18 protein-coding genes and 1 pseudogene are annotated in these 24,968 nt (G+C 63.3%); 6 read left to right on the top strand and 13 right to left on the bottom strand.

Annotated elements, in window-relative coordinates:
- The first annotated feature begins 46 nt into the window (after positions 1-46).
- Positions 47-451 carry a limonene-1,2-epoxide hydrolase family protein gene (locus tag N0K08_RS19195; protein WP_261502007.1) on the top strand — a complete coding sequence of 135 codons (405 nt, stop codon included), beginning with the start codon at positions 47-49 and terminating at the stop codon, positions 449-451.
- Positions 452-489: 38 nt separating this feature from the next.
- Positions 490-1,446 (top strand): SDR family NAD(P)-dependent oxidoreductase, encoded by a 957-nt coding sequence (locus tag N0K08_RS19190; RefSeq protein ID WP_261502006.1) that lies wholly within the window; start codon positions 490-492, stop codon positions 1,444-1,446.
- 73 nt (positions 1,447-1,519) lie between these two features.
- Here the strand turns inward: N0K08_RS19190 and N0K08_RS19185 are convergent, their stop codons facing one another.
- From N0K08_RS19185 to N0K08_RS19165, 5 genes are read right to left on the bottom strand one after another with little or no spacing between them, the layout of a single operon-like run.
- Positions 1,520-2,761, bottom strand: coding sequence for an acetyl-CoA acetyltransferase (locus N0K08_RS19185; RefSeq protein WP_261502005.1), 1,242 nt, complete (start codon positions 2,759-2,761; stop codon positions 1,520-1,522).
- Positions 2,762-2,797: 36 nt separating this feature from the next.
- Positions 2,798-4,267, bottom strand: coding sequence for a carotenoid oxygenase family protein (locus N0K08_RS19180; protein WP_261502004.1), 1,470 nt, complete (start codon positions 4,265-4,267; stop codon positions 2,798-2,800).
- 22 nt (positions 4,268-4,289) lie between these two features.
- On the bottom strand, positions 4,290-5,012 hold the full coding sequence (locus N0K08_RS19175; protein ID WP_261502003.1) for an alpha/beta fold hydrolase: 723 nt from the start codon (positions 5,010-5,012) through the stop codon (positions 4,290-4,292).
- The gene (locus N0K08_RS19170) at positions 5,009-6,754 is read right to left on the bottom strand and encodes a class I adenylate-forming enzyme family protein (protein WP_261502002.1); all 1,746 of its coding nucleotides are present in this window, start codon (positions 6,752-6,754) and stop codon (positions 5,009-5,011) included. The genes N0K08_RS19175 and N0K08_RS19170 overlap by 4 nt, the downstream gene beginning before the upstream one ends.
- A 3-nt stretch (positions 6,755-6,757) precedes the next feature.
- Entirely contained in the window at positions 6,758-8,200 is a 1,443-nt protein-coding gene (locus N0K08_RS19165) for a carotenoid oxygenase family protein (protein WP_261502001.1), read from the bottom strand.
- 114 nt (positions 8,201-8,314) lie between these two features.
- Here N0K08_RS19165 and N0K08_RS19160 point away from each other — a divergent pair, with 114 nt between their 5' ends.
- The 4 genes from N0K08_RS19160 to N0K08_RS19145 all read left to right on the top strand — a co-directional run bounded on the left by N0K08_RS19160 (position 8,315) and on the right by N0K08_RS19145 (position 16,221).
- Complete coding sequence (locus N0K08_RS19160) at positions 8,315-9,109, top strand: IclR family transcriptional regulator (RefSeq protein ID WP_261502000.1); 795 nt, start codon at positions 8,315-8,317, stop codon at positions 9,107-9,109.
- A gap of 352 nt (positions 9,110-9,461) precedes the next feature.
- Positions 9,462-10,472 carry a glycine betaine/L-proline ABC transporter substrate-binding protein ProX gene (gene proX, locus N0K08_RS19155; protein ID WP_408642980.1) on the top strand — a complete coding sequence of 337 codons (1,011 nt, stop codon included), beginning with the start codon at positions 9,462-9,464 and terminating at the stop codon, positions 10,470-10,472.
- A 332-nt stretch (positions 10,473-10,804) separates the two neighbouring features.
- The gene (locus tag N0K08_RS19150; protein WP_261501999.1) at positions 10,805-15,148 is read left to right on the top strand and encodes a PAS domain S-box protein; all 4,344 of its coding nucleotides are present in this window, start codon (positions 10,805-10,807) and stop codon (positions 15,146-15,148) included.
- A gap of 2 nt (positions 15,149-15,150) precedes the next feature.
- Positions 15,151-16,221, top strand: a complete 1,071-nt coding sequence (locus tag N0K08_RS19145) for a response regulator (protein ID WP_261501998.1) — start codon at positions 15,151-15,153, stop codon at positions 16,219-16,221.
- 67 nt (positions 16,222-16,288) lie between these two features.
- Here N0K08_RS19145 and N0K08_RS19140 read toward each other — a convergent pair whose 3' ends face one another.
- From N0K08_RS19140 to N0K08_RS19105, 8 genes and pseudogenes are all read right to left on the bottom strand, one after another.
- Entirely contained in the window at positions 16,289-16,885 is a 597-nt protein-coding gene (locus tag N0K08_RS19140; protein ID WP_261501997.1) for a hypothetical protein, read from the bottom strand.
- 370 nt (positions 16,886-17,255) lie between these two features.
- A complete protein-coding gene (locus N0K08_RS19135) occupies positions 17,256-18,602 on the bottom strand; it encodes a TolC family outer membrane protein (RefSeq protein ID WP_261502078.1) in 1,347 nt (448 codons plus the stop codon).
- Positions 18,603-18,688: 86 nt separating this feature from the next.
- The gene (locus N0K08_RS19130) at positions 18,689-19,327 is read right to left on the bottom strand and encodes an SCO family protein (RefSeq protein WP_261501996.1); all 639 of its coding nucleotides are present in this window, start codon (positions 19,325-19,327) and stop codon (positions 18,689-18,691) included.
- 23 nt (positions 19,328-19,350) lie between these two features.
- Positions 19,351-21,105 (bottom strand): multicopper oxidase family protein, encoded by a 1,755-nt coding sequence (locus N0K08_RS19125; RefSeq protein ID WP_261501995.1) that lies wholly within the window; start codon positions 21,103-21,105, stop codon positions 19,351-19,353.
- Positions 21,106-21,169: 64 nt separating this feature from the next.
- Positions 21,170-22,492 (bottom strand): HlyD family type I secretion periplasmic adaptor subunit, encoded by a 1,323-nt coding sequence (locus N0K08_RS19120; protein ID WP_261501994.1) that lies wholly within the window; start codon positions 22,490-22,492, stop codon positions 21,170-21,172.
- An 18-nt stretch (positions 22,493-22,510) separates the two neighbouring features.
- Complete coding sequence (locus N0K08_RS19115; RefSeq protein ID WP_261501993.1) at positions 22,511-24,193, bottom strand: type I secretion system permease/ATPase; 1,683 nt, start codon at positions 24,191-24,193, stop codon at positions 22,511-22,513.
- Between the two features lie 28 nt (positions 24,194-24,221).
- A complete protein-coding gene (locus N0K08_RS19110) occupies positions 24,222-24,533 on the bottom strand; it encodes a hypothetical protein (RefSeq protein ID WP_261501992.1) in 312 nt (103 codons plus the stop codon).
- Positions 24,534-24,611: 78 nt separating this feature from the next.
- Positions 24,612-24,968, bottom strand: a pseudogene (locus N0K08_RS19105) (hypothetical protein); the annotation flags it as partial.

Below are 24,968 nucleotides of genomic sequence, written 5' to 3'. Positions count from 1 at the left end.
TATTTCCCTCCTCCCGCAATATTCACACCGAAATGAAAGGCGTTTGATGAACTCCCACCAAGTCAGCGATGAAACGAAAATCCGTGTTTTCACGCAAATGAAAGATGCCTGGGAAGCCAAGGATTGGCGCGCCTGCGCAGACCTCATGGCAGAGCAAGGAGTTTTGCATTCCGTCATGCTCACGCCCTGTGTCGGTCGTGAAAACTTCTACGAACGCATCAAGAGTACCGAGCGCCCCAACAAGATTGTGAAACTTCATATTCTTAAAATAGGTGTTTCTGGCGGTACTCTTTTTGTGGAACGCGAGGACGAAATCATTATTGATGGCCAATCCAAAAAAATTCCCACCGTAGGCATCATTGATTTTTCCGGCGACAAGATTTCGCATTGGAAAGAATACTACGATCGCGCCACCATGCTCAATGCGATACAGGAACTCGGCCCCCATTGAGCGCATCCGCCTCACGTCTTATTAACCTGTATTAAAAAATGGCCAAGACACCTCTTACCAAGATCATCAAGTTCTATATCCGCTTCACCCCCAGCTATAGCGCCATTGGCTACCATATCAGAAGTATTTTCTGGAAAAATCGCCCCAACAATTTCCAGGGCCAGACCTGGCTGGTCACGGGCGGATCCGAAGGCATTGGCGCAGCGGCGGCCCGCCAGGGTGCAGAGGGCGGCGCACATGTCATCTGCGTCGCCCGCGATGCCGGCAAGCTCAAGGCATTCTCCAAAAGTGTGCGCTCACAGACTCCCATCAGCTACCTGACGGCGGACTTTTCCAGGACGGCGGACGTGCACGCATTGCTGGCGCAAATCCGCCAGTCGGGCGAACGCTTTGATGTGCTCATCGACAACGTAGGTATACAAAAGCACCAACCCGTCATCACGGACGAAGGGCTGGAAACGTCGTTCGTGACCAATATCCTCAGCCATCATCTGCTGGTGAAAACCTTGCTGGAAGAGAAAATCCTCAAGGACGACGCCACGGTCATAGAAGTTTCGTCGGGCGGCATGTACAACCACCGCATGGTCCCCGAGGACCTGAACATCACCGACGCCACGCGTTACCTGGGTTCGCGCGCCTATGGCCTGGCCAAACGCGCCCAGGTCATGGTCATGAGCTACTGGCGGGAAAAACATGCCCATCTCAACCAGAAGTTCTACGCCATGCACCCCGGCTGGGTCGACACGGCCAGTGTCAACCGCTCCATGCCGCGGTTTGTCGCCCTGCTCAAAAGGGTGTTGCGCGACCATGAAAAAGGCGCGGATACCATCGTCTACCTGGCCCGGGAACGGCCGAGCCAGAAGAGAGACGAGGCGATCTGGTTTGACCGCAAGGAACGCAACCCACACATCTATGCCCATACGCCCGATTCTTCCGTCCATCCCCAGGATGTGGTGAACAAGCTCAACAGCTTTCTGACGCCTCCAGCCCACTGAGCAGCAAGCCCATCGGCCGCGCCTGCAAAAAAGCCCCGCGTCCTCGACGCGGGGCTTTTGCTTGGGCGCAATCTCAGAGCGCAGTGCCCTGTTCGACCACAAAGCTGACCACGGTGCCAAACGAGCCACCAATATTGAGGGTCTGCATGCGGCGTGCGCCCGGAATCTGCATGGCTGCGGCACGCCCCGTGACCTGATTGGCGCAGTCCAGCAGCATGCGCACACCGGTGGCGCCGACGGGGTGGCCCCCGCCAATCAAGCCCCCGCTCATGTTCACCGGACAGCGGCCACCTCGGTCGATGGAGCCGTCTGCGACGGCCTGCCAGCCCATGCCCGGCGGCGTCAGCCCGAAGTGGTCCAGCGCCACATATTCCGTGGTGGTGAAGCAGTCGTGGGTTTCAATGCCGCTCAAATCCTGCACCCCGTGGATTCCGGCACGGCGCCAGGCGTCTTCCAGGGTTTGCCGCACATGGGGAAACACATAGGCGGCATCCTGGCTGAAGGCCAACTTGTCCTTGAGGCGCAGCACGGAATTGCGGTGCCCCCAGCCCGAAATACGGGCCAGGTCCTGCAGGTCCTGGCCGGTGCGTGCCGCATAATCCCGCGCGAACCGGGCCGATGCCAGCACCACGGCCGCGCCGCCATCCGTGACCTGACCGCAATCCTGGCGGCGCGTACCGGGCTCGATCAAGGGGTTGGCTTCGTCATCGTCGGTGAAGCTCAGGGCGCTGAATTGCCAGCTGCGCGTCTGGGCATTCGGGTTGTTGCGCGCGTGGCCGTAGTTCAGCTCGGCAATCCGGTTGAGGTATTGGCGATCCAGCCCATAGCGGCGCTCGTACTCGGCCGCGACCAGGCCGAAGGCCGCGGGCCACATGAACTGGCAATCGATCTCTTCGCGCCCCTGCCACGACGCCGCATTCTGATTGCGCGAAGCCTCGTGGCCCGAAGTGTTCTTGAACTCTTCCACGCCCAGCACCAGCACGCAGTCGTAGCGCCCGGCTTCGATTTCCGCCGTGGCCGCGAGCACCCCCAGGGAGGAAGAAGCACATGCGCCTTCATGGCGCATGGCGGGCACACCATGCAGCGCGGGCACCATCTGCGCCACCATGGAGCCCAGATGGGCCTGTTGTCTTTGCAGCTCGGCAAACGCGTTGCCCACATGGATGCTCTGGATGTCTTGCGGCTGCAGTTCGCAGGCTTGCAAGGCACCGGTCACGGTGTCCTGCACGATGTCGGCAATATCCTGGCCGGACCGCGACCATGCCTTGGCAAAGTCGGTCTGGTATCCGCCCAGCACGTAAACAGCTTGTGTCATTGGGTAGCTCTCCTGGTGGTTGTTCGTTGCCACCGCTCATGCGGTGAAGGGGCTGCGGATTTCCGCGGTGTCTGCCCAGCAGGCATGGGTGCCGCTGCTGATGCGGTGCGGCAGGATGATGCGGGCCACGGGCCCCGCGGCCAGGTCTTGCGCGTCCAGCACCAGGCATTCCGAGCGGTCGGCCTGCATGTCGGTGATGAAGCTGACCACGTAACCGTCGTCTTCCGCGGTGGCGCCCATCGCCGGGGCCATGGGCGACTCGCTGCCAAAGCGGCCTTCACCAAAGCGGTATTCCTGCATGGCGCCCGTGATGTGGTCGTACTTGGCGATGCCGTCAAACAGGAAGGCATCGGGGTGCGCGATCATGTTGTAGGAGTAGCGGTAGGGGCGCCCCCAGTAGCGCGCATTCACGTGGCCGAATTCCAGATGGCGCTCGTGCAGCCGGCGCTCGAGCACGGCCCCCGTACGCAGATTCAGCCGCCACTCGTAGAGGGTCGGGCCATAACGGTCCGGTCCCATCCTCGCGCCCTGGTTGTCGAAACCGGCCTCGGGCATGGGCCACTTCTGGTGGTAGCCATGCATGACGATTTCATCGCCCTCTTCCCAGGCATTGAGCCAGTGCAGCACATAGGTCGCACTGGCCTCGAACCAGCGCACGCCGTCTTGCGGTGCATGCCGGCGCGGCACGACGGCAAAGCGCGCGGGCTTGGTCTGGTCATAGACCAGCTTGTGCTTGCCCTGCGCCAGCAAGGACTCCTCCCAGTGCAGGGGAAAGTCGTTGAGGATGGCAAAGTTCTCGGTCAGCAGCATGTCGTGCGGCAGCCGCGGGCCCGGCAAGGCCACCGGCACGTAATGCACCAGGCGGTCCTGCGCGTCGACTTCGCCGTAATGCATGTACGGTGCCTCCTTGCTGTAGTTGAAGAACAGCAGGTCGCCCGTTCTGGGGCATACCTTGGGATGGGCCGAGATGCCCTTGTCCTGGAGGATGTCCTTGCCCCAGGCGGCCACGCCCAGCGGTTGCAGCGTGCGGGCGTCAAAACGGTAGGGCTCGCCGCACTGGTAGAACGTGGTCAGGGCCGTGCCGGCGTGCACGATCACATCGGTGGCGGAAGTGTCCTTGAGCCCTCCGCGCGCGCCCCAGCCCGGGTGGTGCGCGATGCCCGGCTTGTCGATCAGGCCGGCGTACAGGCCGTGTCCCGCGGCCTGCTCCTGCTCGAAGGCCTTGGTGCGCAGGAAGCGGTTGCGGTACTCACACCGGCCCTGGTGGAAGCTGAGCAAATGCAGCATGCCGTCGCCGTCAAAGGCATGGCGCACGCCCAAGGCATCGTGCACGGGGTTTTGCGTGTTGCGCAGATAGACGCCATCGAGCCGCGGCGGGATCGTGCCTATCACTTCCAGATCGGTGGCGTTGTACTCCACAAAGTTGGGCGTGAACGGCCCGCTGGTATAGGGATGGTCCCACTGCGTCAGCGTGGGGGCGATACGGTCCACAATTTCTGCGGGCATGGTGAATCACTCCGTTGAAAAATCAATGGCCGGCGTTGTGCAGCTGGGCCAGCAGGCTGCCGGCCAGCACTTCGGGGCGCTCGAAAGGCAGCATGTGACCGGCCTGCGGCACCTGCTGCAGCCCTGCGCCGGGAATCAGCGCGGCCAGCTCTTCGGACAGCGCCCAGGGCGTGATGCGATCGTCCTGCCCGCACAGCACCTGCACGGGCAGATCCAGCCGGGCGAGCTGCGCCCGCAGGTCGCGGCGGCGCATGATGGCCTGGACCTGCCGAACGGCGGTGTCAGGGCCGACGCTGCGCATCATCTCCAGCAAGGACGCCAGGTCGGCGCGGTTGGCGCGGTGCGTGCCGTACAGCGCCGTGGCGCCAATCGCCTGCTCAAAGTCGGCCCGCAGGCTGTCCATGGTTTTCTCGCGCTGCGCGACGCCTTCCGCAGGCTCCGCGCGCGCCGACGTCGAGACCAGGCAGGCCATCCGCAGCGGCCGCCGCGCATGGGCCAGCATTTCCAGCGCGACATAGCCGCCCATGGAAAAGCCGACGACGCCGCAAGGCACCTCGGGCGCCACCTGGCCCAGCAGCCGCCAGGCGTCTTCGGCCATGTCCGCAATGCTGTCCTGGGTCGATACATCGGCCACGAGCAGCTGCAATCGCGCTCCCATGGCCTGCTGGAGCCGGGCCGAAACCGCGCGCCAGATGCCGGCATGGGTCAGCATGCCGGGGATCAGCAGCAGGGCCGCGCGGCTCATGCCTGCTCTCCCTGAGCCGCCACAGGCTGCAACTGCGCGCGCAGCACCCGCTTGAGCACCTTGCCCACGGGATTGCGCGGCAGCTCGCTGATGAGTTCCAGGCGTTCAGGCCATTTGAAGGCCGCGGCCTTGCCCGCATGCCGCAGGTGGGCCACCAGTTCGGCCAACTCCGGCGGCGGCTGGCCGTCGCGCGGCACGACCACGGCACAGACCCGCTCGCCCAGCACCTCGTCCGGCCAGCCTATCACCGCCGCCTCGCGTACTTTGGGGTGCGACAGCAGCAGGCTTTCGACTTCCTCGCACGAGATATTCATGCCGCCGCGCACCACGATGTCCTTGTGGCGGCCCGCAAAGCGGTAGTACTGGTTCCGGTCGCCCGCGATTTCGAACAGGTCGCCCGTCTTGTAGAAGCCTTGGTCATCGAACGCCTGGGCCGTGAGTTCCGGGCTGTTGTAGTAGCCCTGGAACACCATCGGGCCCTGGTAGCGCAGTTCCCCGGCCCTTCCAGGCTCCAGGATGTCCTCGCCCGAATCCACGTCCACCAGACGCGTTTTCACCTTGGGCGCGTTGACCGCCTTCCACACCAGACCGTCTACCCCCAGGCGCGGGAAGTAGCTGGCCCGGTGCTGCTGGTCCGGAATGTCCTGCGGCGTGGAGGACAGCGCAGCGCCTTCGTTGGAGCCGAAATAATTGATCACTTCGATACCGAAGCGCTGAGCGAACTGCTCCACCAGCCAGGGCGCCAAAGGCCCGCCACCGGAGCCTATGCGCCGCAGCCGGCTGAGGTCGACGTTGGCCAGCAGCTCAGGCTCCTTGAGCAGCATGCTCAGCACGGCCGGCGCCGCCACCGTGTAATCCGTGCGGTTGTCCTGCAATTGCCGAATGAACACCTCCAGATCGAAAGGATGGTGGTGGTGCAGGCCGCCGGCCGTCAGCAGCCAGGCGATGAGGCTGGTGGAAATTCCCGCCATGTTCACGAAGGGGAAGGGAATCACCATCTGGGCACCGGGCTGCATCTGGCCGGCGTCGGCCACGGACTGGCCGACGATGAGCCATTCGTTGTGGCTGCGGGGCACGCCCTTGGCGCGCGACTCCGTGCCCGAAGTCCAGCAGATGGTGAACACGTCGTCGGCAGTCAGGCCGATGCGCTGCATGTGGGCGCGCATCTGCGCTGCACTCCAGGGCGCACAGGCCTGCAAGGCCGCATCGAGGTCCTCTACCCGCGCGGGCAAGGCCTGGCCCGAGCCGTCGGTGAAAGACCAGACCCACTGCACGGAAGGGAAGTTGCAGGCCATGGCCGCGACTTCCTGCGCCGCCGGGTACTTGCCCAGGCGCTGCGTGGAAACAATGCCCTTGGCCTGCGTGCTTTGCACCACATGGGCGAGTTCATGCTCGCGGTATTGCATGGGCACCGGCGAGACGACGATGCCGCACACCGCACAGGCAAGATAGATCGCATGCATTTGCACGCAATTGGGCAGTTGCAGCACGATCACATCGTCTTTTTGCATGCCCTGGGCATGCAGCAGCGCGCTGAAGCGGCCCACCTGCGCCATCAGTTCGGCCCAGCTCCAGTGCTGTGGGGCGCCGCCGAACAGCTCGGCGCGGTTGGGCGGATCGGCCACGGCAAACGTGCTTGGCTGCTGCTGCGCCGTATCCAGAAAAATGCCGCCCAAGGTTTCCCGCCCCCACCAGCCTTTGGCGACGAAGGCATCGATTTTTTCCTGACTGACCAAGATCATGATTTATTTCCACTTCTGCAGGGTTGACTGGCTCACATAGGTCGCGTGAAACCCGTGGGGTACACGCCGCGGCAGCAGCACGCGGGCCACCGGCCCGTTGGCCATGCGCCCTTCGCGCGCATCGAAGATCTGCACTTCCGACTGCTTTGCATGCGGGTTCCAGACAAACATCACCAGATAGCCGTCGTCTTCGGCCTGGGCCTTGTCGCGCGGGGCAAAACCGGGCTCGTTGTAGAAGAACTGCGGCCCGGCGCTGTAGGCCACGTAGCCACCGGTTTCCAGGTCGTACTTGACCAGCCCGGGAAAGCGCGGCTCCTCGCGCCCGCCCTGGGGGAAAACCACGTGGTAGGACCAGCGGTTCTTGCGGCCCTGGTAGGCGCTGTTGATCACCGGAAACTCGGTGTTGAGCACGTCATCGATCACCCGCTCCTGCGTGCGCCCGGTCTTGAGGTCAAAGCGCCATTCGTAGAGCAGGAAATCGCGCTGACGCAGCTGGATCGTGCGCTCCAGGCGCTGTGCATCCAGCGCGCCGTCGTCCTGGCTGTGCATGCGGTAAGGCGTTCCCACCATGACGATTTCGTCGCCCTCTTCCCAGGCGTTGACCACGTGCAGCATGTAAGTGGGCTGGGCTTCGAACCAGCGTATGTCCTCGGCACGGCCATGCCGGGGCAGCACGCCGAAGCGCGACGGCTGGTCGGCATGAAAGCGCAGCTTGTAGCGCCCGTTCCTGAGCGCTTCGGGGTCGGGCCGCAGAGGAAAGTCATGCAGGATGGAATAGTTTTGCGTGATGGCCATGTCATGCGGCAGGCTGGGCCTGTCCATGGGCACATCGATGCGGTGGCGCAGTTGCCGGTCGGGGCCGATCACGCCGTATTGCATGTACGGCGGCTGGGTGTCGTAGTCGAAAAACATCAGCTCGCCGGTGTGCTCGTCCGGGCGGGAATGCGCCGAAATCCGCGCGATGCTGCCGCCGTAGTCGGCCGGGCCCAAGGTCTGCAGGGTGACCGGGTCCACGGCGTAAGGCATGCCGCTGCGATACCACATGGTCAGCAGCTGGCCGGCGTGGTATTTCACATCGGTGTTCGACGTGTTCTTCAGCGGCTCCCGCGGCGTGTCGGCCCGGGGCGGCTCCTTGATGCCTTTCCACAGCGCATGGCCGGCCTGCTGCTCCTCTTGCAGGCCGGCGGTGCGGATCCACTGGTTGCGGTAGGTGACCCGGCCCTGGTCGAACTGCACGGCGTGCAGCATGCCATCGCCGTCATAGGCGTGGTAGCGCCAATCCGGGGGATAGTGGGCGTTCGGGCCATTGCGCACATACAGGCCATTCATGTCCGCCGGCACGGTGCCGATGACGGTCAGGTCGGTCCAGACGCTTTCGTCCGACACCGGCGCGTTGTTGCCATTCAAGGCCGCAATGGCATGCTCGGGCAGCTCGGTGGTACTCATCTTGTCTCCTCACTGTGCTTCTGCAGGGAAGCTTGAAATCAGTGTAGGAGCGGCTTCTTCCAGGCCCGTTTAAAATTTCGATATGCCATATTCGGTATCGATATTCCAAACTCCATGAACACTACTGGTGACAGCCGCGTGCCCGCGGGCCTGGAAGAATTTGCCGGCGACAAGCAGTTCGCGACCACCTTGGCCCGGGGCCTGGAGCTGCTGCGCTGCTTCACGCCGGACAGGCCCATCCTGGGCAACGGAGAGTTGGCGCAGATGCTGCAACTGCCCAAGGCCACGATCTCGCGGCTGACCTATACCTTGCTGTGCATGGGCTATCTCACGGGCACGGAGTTCTATGGCAAATACCAGCTCGGCGCCGCCACGCTGTCGGTCGGCTACCCGCTGCTGGCCCAGCTCACGCTCAGGCGCATTGCACGCCCCCTGATGCTCTCACTGGCCAACCTGCGCCAGTGCACCGTATCCATAGGCATACGCGACCGCTTGTCCATGGTCTACATTGAAGTCATCCGCGCCTCCAACCAGCAGGTCTATGCGCACGATGTGGGCAGCACCCATCCCATCCTGGGTACGGCGCTGGGCCGCGCCTATCTGATGGGTTGCAGCGCTTCGGCGCGCGAAGCCCTGCTCAACCACATCCGGGTCAAGGACCCGGCGCAATGGAACGCCTACAGCGCCAAGGCGCAGGACAACCTCAAGGATTTCGTACAGTTCGGCTGCTGCACCTCGGTCGGTGAAGTGCTGCCCGATGTACAAGCCGTTGCCGTGCCGCTGGGGCGCGTCAACAACGTCGATGTGGCGGCCATCAATTGCACCTTCCAGGGCCGGACGCTGGACCTGCAATGGCTGCGCCACGAGATTGCGCCACAGCTGCAGGCATTGGCCCGGCAGCTCGGTTGATGGCAATGCCCGGCCGGCCCTCTGAACCGCGGCCCATGCCCTCCCTGAGTTGTCAGCGGGCTTGACCTCTTTTGACTCAAAAGTTATATTCAAACACTTCTTAACAGTCAATTGAGTATATTGACAACTTCAATGTGACACGCGGACTGCCTTGCACCCCGCCTTTGCATTGAAGTCTCGCGCAGGGTCCTGCCCTGCGACCTGGCCGAACTCTCCGGCCAGCCCCGCGTCGCGCCCGCCCCGCCCAGGCCCCCTGGCGACCGACAGCCCCTGCTTGCATCGTCTTCACGACGGCACCTGTCCGGGCCGTCCCCCTTTGTCGCCCCTGTCTCTCGTAAAGGAAGAACGCCGCATGATGACCACCCGCCACTTCGCCCACACCCTGCTCGCCAGCGCCCTGTTGACGCTAGGATTGTCCGCCCACGCCGCCGACCTGCCCGGCAAAGGCATCAAGGTGCTGCCGCTGCAAAGCGCGCTGGCCGAGGAGACGTTCCAGACCCTGCTGGTGACGCGCGCGCTGACCCGACTCGGCTATGACGTGCAGCCCATCCAGGAAGTCGAATACCCGCTGGCGCATCTGGCCGTGGCCAGCGGTGACGCCACCTTCATGGCCAATCACTGGAACCCCCACCACTCCGAGTTCTACAAGAGCGCGGGCGGTGACGCCAAGCTGTCACGCAAGGGCGTGTATGCGGCCGGCGCCGCCCAGGGCTACATGATCGACAAGAAAACGGCCGACCAGTACAAGATCACCCACCTGAGCCAGCTCACCGATCCCAAGCTGGCCAAGCTGTTCGATGCCAACGGCGACGGCAAGGCCGATCTGGTCGGCCCCAGCGCCGGCTGGGGCGGTGAAGCCGTGGTGCACCACCAGCTCGCCACGTTCAAGCTGCTGGACACGGTGAGCTATACGCAGGGCAACTACGCCGCACTGATCTCCGACACCCTGGCCCGCTACCAGCAAGGCAAGCCCGTGCTGTTCTACAGCTGGACCCCCTACTGGCTCAGCAATGTGCTGCGTGCGGGCAAGGAAGTGGTCTGGCTGGAAGTGCCGTTCTCGGCCATGCCCGGCGTGCAGGCCGGCACCGACACCAAGCTCGCCAACGGCAGGAACTACGGCTTCCCGATCAACAACGAATACATCGTGGCCAACAAGGCCTTCGTTGCGAAAAACCCCGCCGCCGCCAAGCTGTTCGAAGTCATGTCGCTACCCATAGGCGACATCAGCCAGCAGAACCGGTTGATGCACGAAGGCAAGAACCGCCAGCAGGATGTGGAGCGCCAGACGGATGCGTGGATCAAGGCGCACCAGAAGACCTTTGACGGCTGGATCCAGGCGGCCTTGAAGGCTGCGGGCAACTGAGTCCGGCCCGCGGCATGCGGGCATTTGCCGTCGGCAGCCCGTTCAGGGCGACAGCAGCCGAACAAGCCAGTCGTCACGCGGGGCGGCCTGGTTTGCAGACCTCACCCGAAGCTCCACGGCAGGGCTGCTATTGAAGATACATGTCGTCACTTGTTCACAAGTGCATTGACTTTTATTTCTATTGGTGCCAAATATCTTCATTTAGTTACACCCTGTGCATTTGAATGGGCATGCGTCTATGCCTCCATTTGTCCCTGGGTGTTTCCAGCATTCCAGCAGCACCAGCGGATGGACATATGCAAAAGCTCTCTTCCCCTTTGGCTTGGTCGGCCATGCTATTCGCACTTGGCTGCGCCTTGGCGGGTTACGAGTGGCACCGTCTGTCTGCCGTCCAGCAGGAGTTGAAAACCACCCGGTTCTCCACCCTCGCCGACCGCGCCCTCGAAGAGCTGTCGGACCGAATGCGGGTTTATGAAGATGGCGTAAGAGGTGCTCGCGGCGCCATCATCACCGCGGAGAATATCGGCATCACGCGGGAGCAGTTCCGTCGCTACAGCGAGTCGCGCGAACTGACACGGGAGTTTCCTGGGGCGCGAGGCTTTGGCTTCATCCGGCTGGTCCCGCGCTCTGGCCTGGCCAATTTCGTGCACACGACGAAAGCGACCGAAAGACCCGATTTTGAGGTCAAGGAATTTTCCTCGCACGATGGCGACCACTTGTTGATCCACTACGTGGAGCCCGAGGCCAGCAACCGCGAGTCCATAGGACTGGATATCGCCTCGGAGCCTCGCCGGCGCGATGCAGCCCTGGAGGCCCTGAGCGCGGGACAGCCCATATTGACGCAACCGATCACCCTGGTGCAGGCCAGTGGCAAGGAAAACCTGGGCTTCCTCATCCTTTTGCCCATCTATGGCCCCGAGAGTGCGCTGGATTCGCCACAGGCGCGGCTGAATGCCGGTGTGGGCCTGGCGTATGCGCCGCTCACCATCGACGAAGTACTCGAAGGGCTGGACCTGTTCAAGGAACAGCTGTCCCTGGTGCTCTATGACAACGACACGCCACAGGGCCCGCATCGCTTCTACACCAGCCCAGGCGCCAACGGGCCCGTACTTGATGGCATGGTCACCCTGCTTCCCCTGTCGCTGTATGGCCGTCAGTGGCTGGCCGAAGTCAAGGCCTCCCCCGAATTCTTAAGCCAGCTCAACCTGACCGACCCGACGGTCACCGCCAAGTCCATCATCGGCTTCTCGGCCCTGCTGGCCACCCTGCTGTACTTCTTCTTGCTCAATGTCCAGCAGCGCCGCAAGGCCGCGATCAACGACGCGCGACTGGCAGCCATTGTCGACAGCGCCACCGACGGAATCATAGGCAAGGATCTGCAAGGTATCGTGACCAGTTGGAACCACGCTGCCGAAAGAATCTTCGGCTACGCGAGCAGCATCGCGATAGGCAGACCTCTGAGCAGCCTCATCGTGCCCGAGGAGAAGCACGCCGAAGAGTCCGGAATTCTGGCCAGAATCCTGCACGGAGAAACCATCCCCCTCAAGCACACCACGCGACACCGCAGCGACGGCCAGTTGATCGATGTCGCCATCACCGGCTCCCCCATCCGCGATACCAATGGCCGGGTGGTGGGCGCGGCCCAGACCATTCGCGACATCTCGGAACAGGTGGCCGCGGACGAGCGCTTCCAGCTGGCGGTGGAAGCCGCCCCCACCGCCATGCTGATGGTCAGCCAGGAGCAGAAGATTCTGCTGACCAATCACAAGACCGAAGAGCTGTTTGGCTACACCAGCGCGGAATTGCTCGGCATGCCGCTGGAGACCCTGATTCCGCACCGCAACCGGCACAAGCACGAGCACAATGTGAGGAACTATCAGTCCAGCCAGAACGCGCGCCCCATGGGCCTTGGCATGGACCTCTTCGGCCTGCACAAGGACGGCCATGAGATCCCCGTGGAGATCGGCCTCAATCCCGTCGCCACACGGCAAGGGCCCACCACTCTCGCCTCCATCGCGGACATCTCTCGACGCCGACAACTCGAAACCCAGCTCCAGACCACGCTGGAGCGGCTGCGCCAGGCGGTCGACGTTGCGGGTCTTGGCGTCTGGGTCTGGAATCTGGCGGACGGACGGCTCACCTGGGACGAATGCATGCTGGCCATTTATGACGTCCCGGCGTCGCTGCGGGAAAGCGGCCTTTACTGGGATTTCTGGCACAGCCGCGTCCACCCCGACGATCTCGCGATGGTGGAAGACAAGCTGCAGCAGCACCTGCATGGCAACGGCATCTACGATCCCGTATTCCGCATCGTCCTCGACTCCGGCGAAGTGCGCTTCATCCAGGCCGCCGCCACCGTGGAACGCAGCGCTGACGGTCTGCCCCTGCAGATGGTCGGTATCAACCGCGACATCACCGCGCAGAAGGCGGCGGAAAACCGCATTCTCGAGCTCAACCTGCTGCTGGAAGAGCAGGTCACCAAGCGCACGCAGGAATTGCACGCAGCACTCGCCATAGCGGAAAAGGCGACCCAGGCCAAATCGCAATTCCTCGCCAATATGAGCCATGAGATTCGCACGCCCATGAATGCAATCCTCGGCCTGTGCTATCTGCTGGAGCGACAGGATCTTCAGCCCGTTTCCATGGAGATGGTCATGCGTCTGCACGGCGCGGGCCATTCCTTGCTCGGCATCATCAACGACATCCTGGATTTCTCGAAAATCGAAGCGCATCGCCTGGACATCGAGACCGTGCCTTTCCTGCTCTCCGATGTACTGGACAATCTTGCGACCATCATGACCGCGTCCCTGGGCAGCAAACCCCTGGAACTGATCGTCGCGCCGCCACCGCCGGGCGCCGACTTCCTGATCGGCGACAGCCTGCGCCTGGGCCAGGTGCTGATCAATCTGGCGGGCAACGCCATCAAGTTCACGGAGCGCGGGGAAGTGGCGGTGCGCATCGTGCAACTGCCGTCCGACAGCCCTGACCAGGTGGTGTTGCGCTTTGCCGTGGCCGACACGGGCATAGGCATTCCCAAGGATGAGCAGGCGCGCATCTTCCAGTCGTTCAGCCAGGCCGACACCACCACCACCCGCCGTTTCGGTGGCACCGGCTTGGGGCTGACCATCAGCAGCCGGCTCGTGGAACTGATGGGCGGCAGCCTGACAGTGGAAAGCACGCCAGGCGAGGGCAGCGAATTCAGCTTCACGATAGCCTTCGCGACCAGCAACTCGAACAACTGTGTGATCCCGGGTCTGGCGCACCAGCGGGTGCTGGTGGCGGATGACAATGCCTCCGCACGCTCGGTCCTGGCCGATACCGTGCTCAGCCTGGGCTGGCAGGTCGATACGGTGGCGTCTGGCGCACAAGCCATCGCCAAGGTATGTGCACCCGGGGCCCCTGCTTATGACATTTTGCTGCTGGATTGGCGCATGCCCGGCGTGGACGGGCTCCAGGCGGCCACCCAGATCCAGGAAAGCCGTGCGGGAGGGAAGCTGCCCATCATCATCATGGTGACCGCCTACGACCGCGAGCAATTCCTCAGCCACCCTGAATCCGCAGCGGTCGACGTCATCGTCAACAAGCCGGTCACCAGCTCCAGCCTCTTCAACGCGGTCTTTGAAGCCAAGCAGCACCGTGACGAGCTGCGTGTATCGACGCCCCCGCGCGCGCAGGACAGGTTTTTGCTGGGGCTGAGGATACTCGTGGTCGATGACAGCGAAATCAACCGTGACGTGGCCGAACGCATCCTGGTCAGCGAAGGGGCCGAGGTTGAACTGGCCGAAAATGGTCGCGCCGCGCTGGCCATGCTCGTTTCGGGCACCCAGGCGTTCGACCTCGTGCTGATGGATATGCAGATGCCCGTCATGGACGGCTATGCAGCCACCCGTGAAATCCGGGCGACACCCGCACTCCAGTCGATTCCCGTCATTGCACTGAGTGCCGGTGCCTTCCAGGCCCAACGCGACCAGGCACTGGCAGCGGGGGTCGACGATTTTGTCGCCAAGCCTTTCGACGTCGACAAGCTGATCGCGGCCATACTGCGCGCTTGCAACCGGGTGGACGAAGCCACGCCTTTGGAGGCTGGCCACGAGAAAACTGCCTCCGTTGCGGTGCTGGACACGGCAAGCGGCCTGCGCATCTGGCCCGATGCCTGGGCCTTGGCCAGTGCCTTGTTGAAATTCTCCAACATCCATGCGGACACGGTGGCCAACATGCGCTCATCCCCCGATGATGAGGGAGCGGCACTGGCGCACAAGCTCAAGGGCGCGGCAGCACAGTTGGGCCTGGGCGCCGTGGCAGAGGCCGCCAAGGCGGCGGAGCTGCAGTTGATTGCAAGAAGCGATGCGAGCGAAGCGCTGGCCCGACTGCAGGATGCCATGCGTGACGCGCAGGCAGCGATTCATGAATATGCGGCAGCCGCGCGGCCCGCTCGGTCACCCGCCGAAGCACCGCCCTCTTCCGCCAACAGGGAAGGAAAATTGAATCACTTCGTCAAGGCGCTTCAAAGTGATGATGCCAGTCACATCGAGCACGCTCTCGAAGACTTGGAGTCCCTGTTGTCCACGGGACATTGGCACGAATTGCGCGAAGCGGTCGCACGCTACGACTTTCGGGGGGCGGAGGCCTGTACCCGGAAAATAGCGGTCACCCTGAATATTCTTCTGGAGTGTTAGCCATGCCTACCAACCCTATTCTGGTAGTTGATGATGAACCGCTGAACCTGGACGCCATGCGGCAGATTCTTGAGAGGGACTACCCCTTGGTGTTTGCGCGCGACGGCGAAGAAGCGCTGGCAGCGGCAGCAAAACACGCGCCTTCATTGATCCTGATGGATATCCAGATGCCGCACATGGACGGCTATGCCGCTTGCCTTGCGCTCAAGGCACAAGCGCAGTTCGCCCATATTCCAGTGATCTTCGTGACCAGCCTCTCCGATGCCTGGGATGAAGCCAGGGGATTCGACTGTGGCGCGGTCGACTACATCACCAAGCCGGCCTCGCCGCCGGTGGTGCGCGCCAGGGTCAAGACCCATCTTTCGCTGGTGCGCGCCAGCCAGCTCGAACAAAGCCATCGCGATGCCGTCCACATGCTGGGCATGGCGGGCCACTACAACGACAACGATACGGGTGCGCATATCTGGCGCATGGCGGCCCTTTCCAGGGAGCTTGCGGCCACCATTGGCTGGAGCGAGCATGACTGCCAGATGCTCGAACTGGCCGCTCCGATGCACGACACCGGCAAGGTGGGCATCCCCAGCCTCATCCTGCGCAAACCGGGCAAACTGGATGATTCCGAATGGATGATCATGAGGACGCACACCCAGATCGGCTACGACATCCTCAGCAAGAGCAAGGCCCCGGTCTTCCGGCTGGCCGCAGAGGTGGCCCTGCGCCACCACGAGAAATGGGATGGAAGCGGCTACCCGGACGGCCTGTCGGGGGAAAAGATTCCCTTGTCGGCACGCATCGTGGCGATTGCCGATGTCTTTGACGCATTGACCATGAAACGCCCCTACAAGGAGGCATGGCCGCTCGAGCGGGTCATAGACACTTTGCAGGAAGGCGCCGGAACGCATTTTGACCCGTATCTGCTCAAATGCTTCATGGATATTCTGCCGCGCATCTACAGCATCAAGATCGAGTGGGACGCGCGTGAGAGCCACTCCAACGCCAACTCCAACGCCAACGAAAACGGAAGCCTGCCCTGGCATGGCAGCCCGTTTCAGACGGAGGCCTCTGCTTATTGAGTCCCCTGGCCCACGCAAAAAGGCCACCCTGACGGGTGGCCTCGTGCAGACAACTGCAGCGTGGGGTTCAACGGGCTCCGACGAATCGGGTGCCGCTCAGCGCGTGGGACTCGTCGCCGGTGCGGTGCCGCGCCCAGGCCAGCAGCAGCATCAGGCCGGCAAAGCCACCGACAATCAGTGCCGGATAGGCGGCCAGGATTTCGGTCAGGGAGTATTTCCAGTTCAGTGGACGACCGACGCCCAGCAATGCGGCGTAGAACCACGACACCGCCGAGACCGAGCCGGCGAACACGGCGAAGCTACGCTGGGAGAACGACATGCTCAGCAGGTTGCCGACCTTCTTCATCAGCGGCAGCACGCGGTGGTGCAGCAAGAAGCCATTGAGCGTCAGCAGGCAGACGACAGTGATCTTGGCCTGCAGCTTGGGGTTGGCGAAGTACGCCCAGCCCTTGGACGATGCGTCCAGCGTGATGATAGCCACGCCGGTGGCCCAGAGTGCGACCAGGGCCCAGGCCACGGTATTCTGCAGGTCATGCAGATGCTTCTCGTCCATGCGCTCGCGGGGATTACCCGAGATGAGCTGCTTGACCATCGCAATGTCGCTCATGAGAACCAGTCCGATGGCTGCGCAGCAGGCGATCAGGTGGGCGTAGACAATTCCCATTCGAAGAAATTCATATTCCATGTGTGGTGTCCGTATAAGAGTGTCAAGACTTGCCCGCATGAAATGGGGCAGGAGGCCTCGATAGATGCATCAAAAGCCTTGAAGCGAATGTATCCAGCTCCCGTGGACCATCTGTTCGAAGATGAAAGACCAGGGAAATAGGTGAGTACCCACTTATTTTATTAAAATTAATAGCACCGTTCTCATATGGGTAGTGCTATTGACTTGGTTTTCATACATATCTTTACAGCGTTATCTCGGCAGTAACCCTAACGACCTGTAGCATTTATAGCGATGATCTGGCCGGCTCTGTCACTCGACCGACATAGCGACAGCAGGATTCCTGGCCGAATGCGATAGCGTTTTCGCATCAGCGCCGCCCGGGCGCTGCGACCGGTGCCGTGCTGTCCACGGCGGTGCGGCCGTTGGTTGCAAGCGTTGCATTGATGGCGAGCAGGTCCTCGGGTGCCAGGGTGCCGTTCGCCTGCCGCAGCTTGAGGTTGCCGAGCAGCACGCCGTAGCGCGCCACGGCCAGATCACGCTTGGTCTGGAACAACTGGGTCTGCGCGTTGAGCACGTCGATATTGATGCGCACGCCCACCTGGTAGCTCATGCGGTTGGCGTCGAGCGCGACCTGGCTGGAAGCTTCGGCCGCTTCGAGCGCCTTGACCTGGCCGGCCCCCGACACCTGGCCGAGGAAGGCGGCACGAGTGGCCTGGGATACGCTGCGGCGTGTGGCCTCGAGCACCGAGCGCGTCTGGTCTTCGAGCGCCAGCGTTTCCTTGACGCGGTTCTCGGTCGCGTAGCCGGCGAACAAAGGCAGATTGAGCACGACCCCCACGGAAGTCGCCTTGATGCGCGAGCGCTCCGCAGACGTTGTCGTGCTCTGCGGATTGTGGGTGATGTTGTAGCCCAGGGTAGCGTCGACCGTGGGCCGGTGGCCGGCTTTGGCCTTGCGCACTTCGAGCCCGGCGACGTCCAGCCCCAACTGGGCCTGCAGGATGGAAGGATGCCCTGCATCGGCCTGCACCACCCATTGCTCGATGTCGTTCGGCACGAGAGCGGGCAGCACCACCGGCGCCGCCAGTGGCGTCGGCACGCTGCTGGGGCGCCCCACCAGTTGGTCCAGCGCTATTTTCTTGACCTGCAAATCGTTTTCCGCCGCGATCTCCTGGGCGATGACGAGGTCGTAGCGGGCCTGTGCTTCACGCGAGTCGGTGATGGTCGCGGTCCCGACCTGGAAGTTGCGCTTGGCAAAAGCGAGTTGCTCGGCGACCGCGACTTTCTGCGCGCGCACCAGCGCCAGGCTGTCCTGACTGGCCAGCACGTCGAAGTAGGCCTGGGCAACACGCACCACGAGGTCCTGCTCGGCGATAGTGAGCTGGGCATGCGCGATGTCGACCTGGCGCTTTCCCTGTTCATAGCTGGCCAGGTTGGCGGGGCGATAAAGCGGCTGGGTTGCGTTGATGCCCACATTCTTCGTGTTGACCCCGCGCCCCGACGAGGCGGTCTCGGGCGAGATGTCCTGCCGCGTGTGCGCGACACCGGCCGACAGCCCTACCGTCGGCAGCAGGCCGGCCCTGGACTGCGCCGCCCGCGCCAATGCGGCATCGTGCTGCGCACGCGCGGCCTGGAAAGTGGCGTCATAGCCGCGCGCGGATTCGTAGAGCTCGATCAGGCTCTGCCCCCGCGCAGGCAGGACCGCCATGAACAGCATGGCGAACGCCAAGACGGGCAGCTTCGCGGCAGGCGACAGAACCCTGTCCTGCCCGCCGGCGCGGTGCCGGGGTTGGAGGCTGCGGTTCATCCACCGGCTTTCGGCAGCAGCTTGCGATCCACATGCAGGATGGCGCCCACGATCTGCTCCGGCTTGGCCAAGGCCGGCGCCATAGCCCAGCGGTCGTAGGCGTCGTTGCCGATGCGCACCATGCCGGTATGGCGATTGAGCTCCTTGTCAATTTTTGGGTCCGGGTCGTAGAAGCCGAGTGCATAGCGCACAAGATCAATGTTCTTCCGGCTTCCGGTCAGAAACAGCCACCCGGGATGGACGTCGTGCATTTCGGCATAGTCGGCAAGGTGTTCCACTGTGTCGATCTCGGGCCTGATGGTGATCGAGTACATGAAGATGTCCTTGCCCACGCGAGACCCCAGGCGCTCCTGCACGCGCGAGAGGTTGTAGGTCATCTCCGGGCAGATGCCTTCGCAATCGGCGTACATCATGTTGATGGCGACGATCTTTCCCCGAATCAGATCGTCGTAGAAGTTCACCGAGGCCCCGGTGTGCGTCTTCAGCGGAACATTCGGAAAGCGCTGCCCGGCACGGGTTTTCGCGGCGGAACCGGCGGCTGCGGGCAGGCCGATCGCGCACAGCGAAGCGGCCCCCAGTCCGACGAGTACATGTCTGCGGTCGTTCATGAAAATCTCCTCGAAAGTGATCAGCATTCATCGCGCATCGTCCGCTGGCTTCACACGATATCAAACCGGACCATCATCGCGTGGTCCTCGTGGGTGAGGTTGTGACAGTGCATCATGTATTTGCCCTGGAAATCGCGGAAGCGCAAGAGAACTCGCACCGTCATGAGTTCGCCGACGACGAAGACATCCTTGCGCCCCCGCTCGTTCATCGGTATGGGCACGTTGACGCCGTTGACACTCTTGCTGAGAATACGCCCCTCCTCGAAGTGCACATGGATGGGGTGCTGCCAGCCGTTGTCCGGATTGACGAACTCCCAGATTTCCATGCCGCCCCGGTTGATCGAGGCCCGCGGCGTGAGTGAATCGAAGAACTGTCCGTTGACGGTCCACATGCCGCTGTTGCGCGCGAAGACCCAGGTGCGGACAGGCAGCGCCGCGAGTGCGGCGGCATTGGGCAGGTCGCGCAGCGGGCGCAGCACGCTAGGCACCTGACTCAGGTCGGGCGCCGGGGCTGGGCGATCAACGATGAACTTGAGTACGCGCGTGCCCGGCGCCTGCAGCACGCCGGGCTTGCGCGTGTCGACCTGCGTCAACTGGTTGACGAGGTAGAGCGTGGTGTTCATCGGGAACCGTGAAAAGTCCACGATGATGTCCGCGCGCTCCGCCGGCGCGATCCGGAGCCGCAACACGTTCTGGATCGGTGCCGGCAGCAAGTTGCCGTCGCTGGCGATCTGGGTATAGGGGTAGACGGTGGTGGCGCCGGTGTTCTGCAGCGCGAATTCGTAGAACCGCGAAGGGCCGGCATTGAGCAGTCGCAGCCGGTACTTGCGGGCCGCCACACGCAGCACCGGCTCGATCTTGCCGTTGACGATGATCTTGTCGCCCAGCACGCCTTCGGGGTTGAGCTCGTCGAACGTCAGCCGCCCGCCGGAGTCGAAGCGCTTGTCCGCGAAACTCAGCGGGTAGTCGTAGGCGCCGCTGGGCAGCCTCAGCCCCGTGGTCTCGTCGCCGGTATCGAGGTCATCGAAGATCATGTAGCGCCCGAACAGCCCCTTGAGCACGTTCGGGGCCGTCACGCCGTCCGTATGGTCGTGGTAGAAGAGCGAGCCCAAGGCCTCGCGCGGGTCGCCGCGCCCGCCAAACTCGTCGAAGCCGGCGTACAGATTGGGGTAGAAATGGTCGTTGAACGTCCCCGGCGCCGCCAGTGTCAACCCGCGTTGGGTCGCGCTGTAGAAGTCGCCGGCGAAGCCGTCACTCTCCGAGGGCATGTGCATATTGTGCAGGTGCGTGGAGATCTCGGGCGATCCGAACCCTATGTGGTTCTGCGGCAGTCCGTTGCGGATGCGGCAGATGATGGACTGGCCGTAACGCGCGTGGATTGTGGGGCCTGGCGTGGTCACGCCCGGCGTGTGGCCTTCGTAGCCCCAGATGGGCTGCGGCGGGTAGTAGGGGTTGTTGCCGTTGAACAGCCAGGCCGGGTTCTCTTTCGCCGTCAGCTGGTAGAGCAGCGGTGTGCCGGCCAAGCCGGGCACCGTCAGGGCGGCGAAGCGCTGGTGCGGGGCGCGCCCGCACTCACCGCCAGCCAGGTTCGCGGTGACGGTGGGGGCCGGGTTCAGCGCGGCGAGCGGCGAAAGCGGCGTGACCTGCGTAGGCAGCTCCTCGACCCAGGGCGTTGTCGGCGGGCTGGGCGGCAATGGGGTGGGCTGTGCGCTCGCCTTGCCCGGTGTCAGCACAATGGGCGCCGCCGTGGCCGCAAGCGAGGCCTTCAGCCAGCTGCGTCGGGTACCAGCGAGGGAAGAAGCCACTGGCTCGCTTTGTTTGGAATTCTTGCGCATGATGCATTCCCCTCGTTGATACTGAACAGATTTTTCACATTTGCCGGCCCGCCCGGCGAATGGTGCTGGTGATGGGCTCGGCAATGTACTGAAGAGCCGTCTGCGTGACGCCTGCGATATAGACTTCCGCGGGCATGCCCGCCTGCAACGTGAAGCCGCTGATGGATTTGAGCGACTCGGCGTCGGCACGGATCATGACGCTGTAGTAAGGCTGGTTGCTCTGGCGCTCGAGCAAACGGTCGCCCGATACGTAGCTCACGGTGCCCGTCACCATCGACGTGTTGCGGTGCTTGAACGCGGTGAACTTGATCCGTGCGTTCTGGTTGAGGCGGACGTTGCTGATGTCTTCGGGGCGGATGTGGGCTTCGATCAGGAGCTGGGTGTTGCTCGGCACGATGTCCGCGATCGTGTCCCCGGGGCCCACCACCGCGCCGGGAGATGTGAACTTGAGGTCGATGACCTCGCCGCTGGCCGGGGCCGATACGACCTGGCGCTGGGCGGCGTCTTCCGACTTGCGTTGCTCCTGCTCGATCTCGCTCAGGCGTTGTGTGGTGGCCTTGAGCTGGTCGCTGGCGGACTTCACGTAGTCGTTGCGTATCGTCTGGATCTTCATGTCGATCTCCACCAGGCGCTGGCCGGCGCGCGCGAGCTCCGTGCGCCGCTCTTCGAGTTTCGCCGCATACTCCATGACCGTTGAGTCGATCTGGGAGATGCGGCTGGCGGAGATGAAGCCTTCGGCAATCAATCCACGGTTGGCCTCCAGGTCCTGGCGCTGCAGATTGAGCGAGCTCTTCGCCTGATCGATCTGCGCGTTGACGGCCACGATCTCCTGCTGCACGCGCTCACGCTGCGTGTACATCAGCGCCGTGCCGCTGTCCAGGGAATGGCGCTGCGCCTGGAACAGGCCGGTCTCCTTCTGCAGGGCCTGCCGGATGCGCTCGTCGGTCTGTGCCGCCTTCTGCAGGTCTTCTGGAAATTTCAAGGTTTTGGCGAGCGAATACTCGGCCTCGAGACGCGCCAGCGCGGCCTGTTCCACGAACACACGGTAACCAAGCCGGTTGCGGTCGGCATCGACCCTCACGTCACCGAGCACCAAAATGGGGTCGCCGGCCTTTACATGCTGGCCGTCACGCACCAGTACCTCACGCACGGTGCCGCCTTCAAGGTGCTGCACCGGTCGCCGATTCAGATCCACCTTGACGAAAGCTGGCGCGACGACGGACATAGACAGCGGCGCCAGACTCATCCACAGGCCGATAGGAATGACCGACAGGACAATGGTCCAGCAGCCAGCCCGCGCCAGCCTGCGGGCTTGTTCCTGGCTCGAGTGAGGCATGGCGAGCGTTGCGGTGTTCATAGTGCATCCTTGGGGCCTTCAGGCCACCTTCTGGTCGACGACCGCCTGTGCCTGGCGCTGCATATCCCGCATGACCTCGCTGGCGGGGCCGAACTGTTTGACGTGCCCCCCCGCGAGCACCAGGATCTTGTCAACGTGGGCGATCAGCGAGGGTCTATGGGTCACCACCACCGACGTCACACCGGCTTCGCGCAGGCTGCCCATGGATTGCGCCAGGGCGATTTCTCCGGCGCCATCCAGGTTGGAGTTCGGCTCGTCCAGAATCACCAGCTGAGGATCGCCGTAGAGCGCCCGGGCCAGCGCAATGCGTTGGCGCTGGCCGGGAGACAGGCGCGAGCCGTGTTCGCCGACCGGCGTGTCGTAGCCCTGGGGCAGCAACAGGATCATCTCGTGCGCGTTGGCGCGCGTCGCGGCCTCCACCACTTTTTCCGAATTGACAGTGTCCAGTCGTGCGATGTTGTCGGCGACCGTGCCATCGAAGAGTTCGATGTCCTGCGGCACGTAGCCAATGAAGGGGCCCAGTTGTTCACGCGACCAGTAAGACACATCGGCGCCGTCGAGTCGCACCCGGCCGGCACTCGGCGCCCTCACCCCCGTGAGCAGGCGCGCGAGGGTGGACTTTCCGGCGGCGCTTGGACCGACGATGGCCAGGGCTTCGCCGGGCTCGAGCGCGAAGGCGACGTTCGACAGCACCAGGGTGTCCGAGCCAGGAGGCCGATAGGAAATATTCTCGGCCGTGAGCCGTCCCACGGGACGCGGCATGACCACGCGCGGCTCGGGGCGCTCGAAATCCTTCGACAGTTCCCGCAAGCGCTGGTAGGCCGCGCGTGCTTCGATCAGCGTGCGCCAGCTGCCCACAATTTGCTCGACCGGCTGGACAGCGCGTCCGAGCAGGATGCTGGTCGCGATCATGACCCCGGCGGATGCCTGCTGACTGAGCACCAGGTAGGCGCCCAGCGCCAGCATGAGAATCTGTATGGCCTGGCGAACCGCCTTGGTGCCGGCCGCGAAGGCCACCGTGCTGCGGCTGGCGCTGGTCTGCATCACGGCGATCTGGCTTTGCAGCGCGCGCCAGCGCACCAGCAGCCGCTGGGTCATGCCCAGAGCCTGCAGCACTTCCGCATTGCGCAGCGAACTCTCGACATACTGGGCCGCCCGGCGACCTTCGCTCTGCAGCGTCTCCAGCGACTTGCGGCTGATGCGGTCGTTAAGCCATGCCAGGGCCAGCATGAGCAGGGCTGAGAACGCCGCGCCAATCCCCAGCGCCGGATGGAACAACCAGATGACGAACACATAGACGAACACCCAGGGGGCATCGAAGACTGCGATCAGCCCATTGGCGGAGAACACCGAGCGCAGCGCCGCCACGTCGCGGATGCCTTCGGTCCGGCTACCGTTGGGCGTGCGTGCAGCGCGCTCCACGATGGCATTCACCACGGGCGGCGAGAGCCGCTCGTCCACCAGCACGCCCACCACGTTCTGCAAACGCGTTCGCAGGTAGTCCAGGATGAGCAGGATCAGCAGCGCCACGCCGGTGCCGGCCAGCAGCACCAGCAGGGTTTCGTGGCTATTGGTCGAGATGACCCGGTCGAACACCTGCAAGGTGAAAAACGCGGGCACCAGGAACAGCAGATTGATGAAGAACGAGAACGCTGCGATATAACCCAGCAGCGGACGCAGTTCGGTCCACAGGGACTTCATGAGCAGGCCCTCCCTTTTGTTATGTCGCCTATTGCAGTCCGCTGCCGTTCATGCCTTTGGAGGCTTCAGCGGCGCCAGCGGCCTCCAGCGCCTTGACGCGCTTGACCAGCTTTTCGATCGCCTTCATCTGCTCGGCATAGGCGTGTGCGAGTTGCTGGGTCACGTCGCTCAATCCCTTGATGGCGATCGTGAGCTCGTCCTTCTTCGCATTGACCATGCTCATCCTCGACATGACGAGGGTCGCCACATCGCGCGGGTCGGACACTGTGCGGCGTTCGCTCTGCGCTGGGGCACTGCCTGCTTGCGCGGCGCCGGCGGGGGTCTTGTCTTGGTCGGTCATGTCGGGCTCCTCGGGTTCATTATCGTTTGGAAGAACTCGCGGTGCAGGACCGTTACAGCCCCGCACCGCGCGCTCGGCTCAAGCCGCCAGCAGGAAGTCGGCCTGCGTGACGGTGTTGGTGCCGACACCGTTGACACCCTGCAGCAGAATGGTGTCCACGCCGTCGATTGCGATGCTGAAGTCATTACCCAGATCGGTAATCGCCACACGACTGGCGAAGGACCCCGCATTGATACCGAGCGCCGAGATGTCCAGCCAATCCTGCGCCCCGACTCCATCCGGGATGGCGTCGAAACTGGTGATCGTGTCGTTGCCGAAGCCAGCTGCGAACACGAAGACGTCGTTGCCCGTCCCGCCATCCATCGTGTCGTTGCCCGCGCCGCCGATCAGGCGGTCGTTGCCGCCACCGCCGCTCAGCGTGTTGCTCAGGGCATT

It is taken from the genome of Acidovorax bellezanensis (genome assembly GCF_025421555.1).
Classification (GTDB): Bacteria; Pseudomonadota; Gammaproteobacteria; order Burkholderiales; family Burkholderiaceae_C; genus Comamonas; species Comamonas bellezanensis.
Note: the sequence above shows the minus strand (reverse complement) of the source record. Positions and strands in the feature narration are given on the sequence as shown.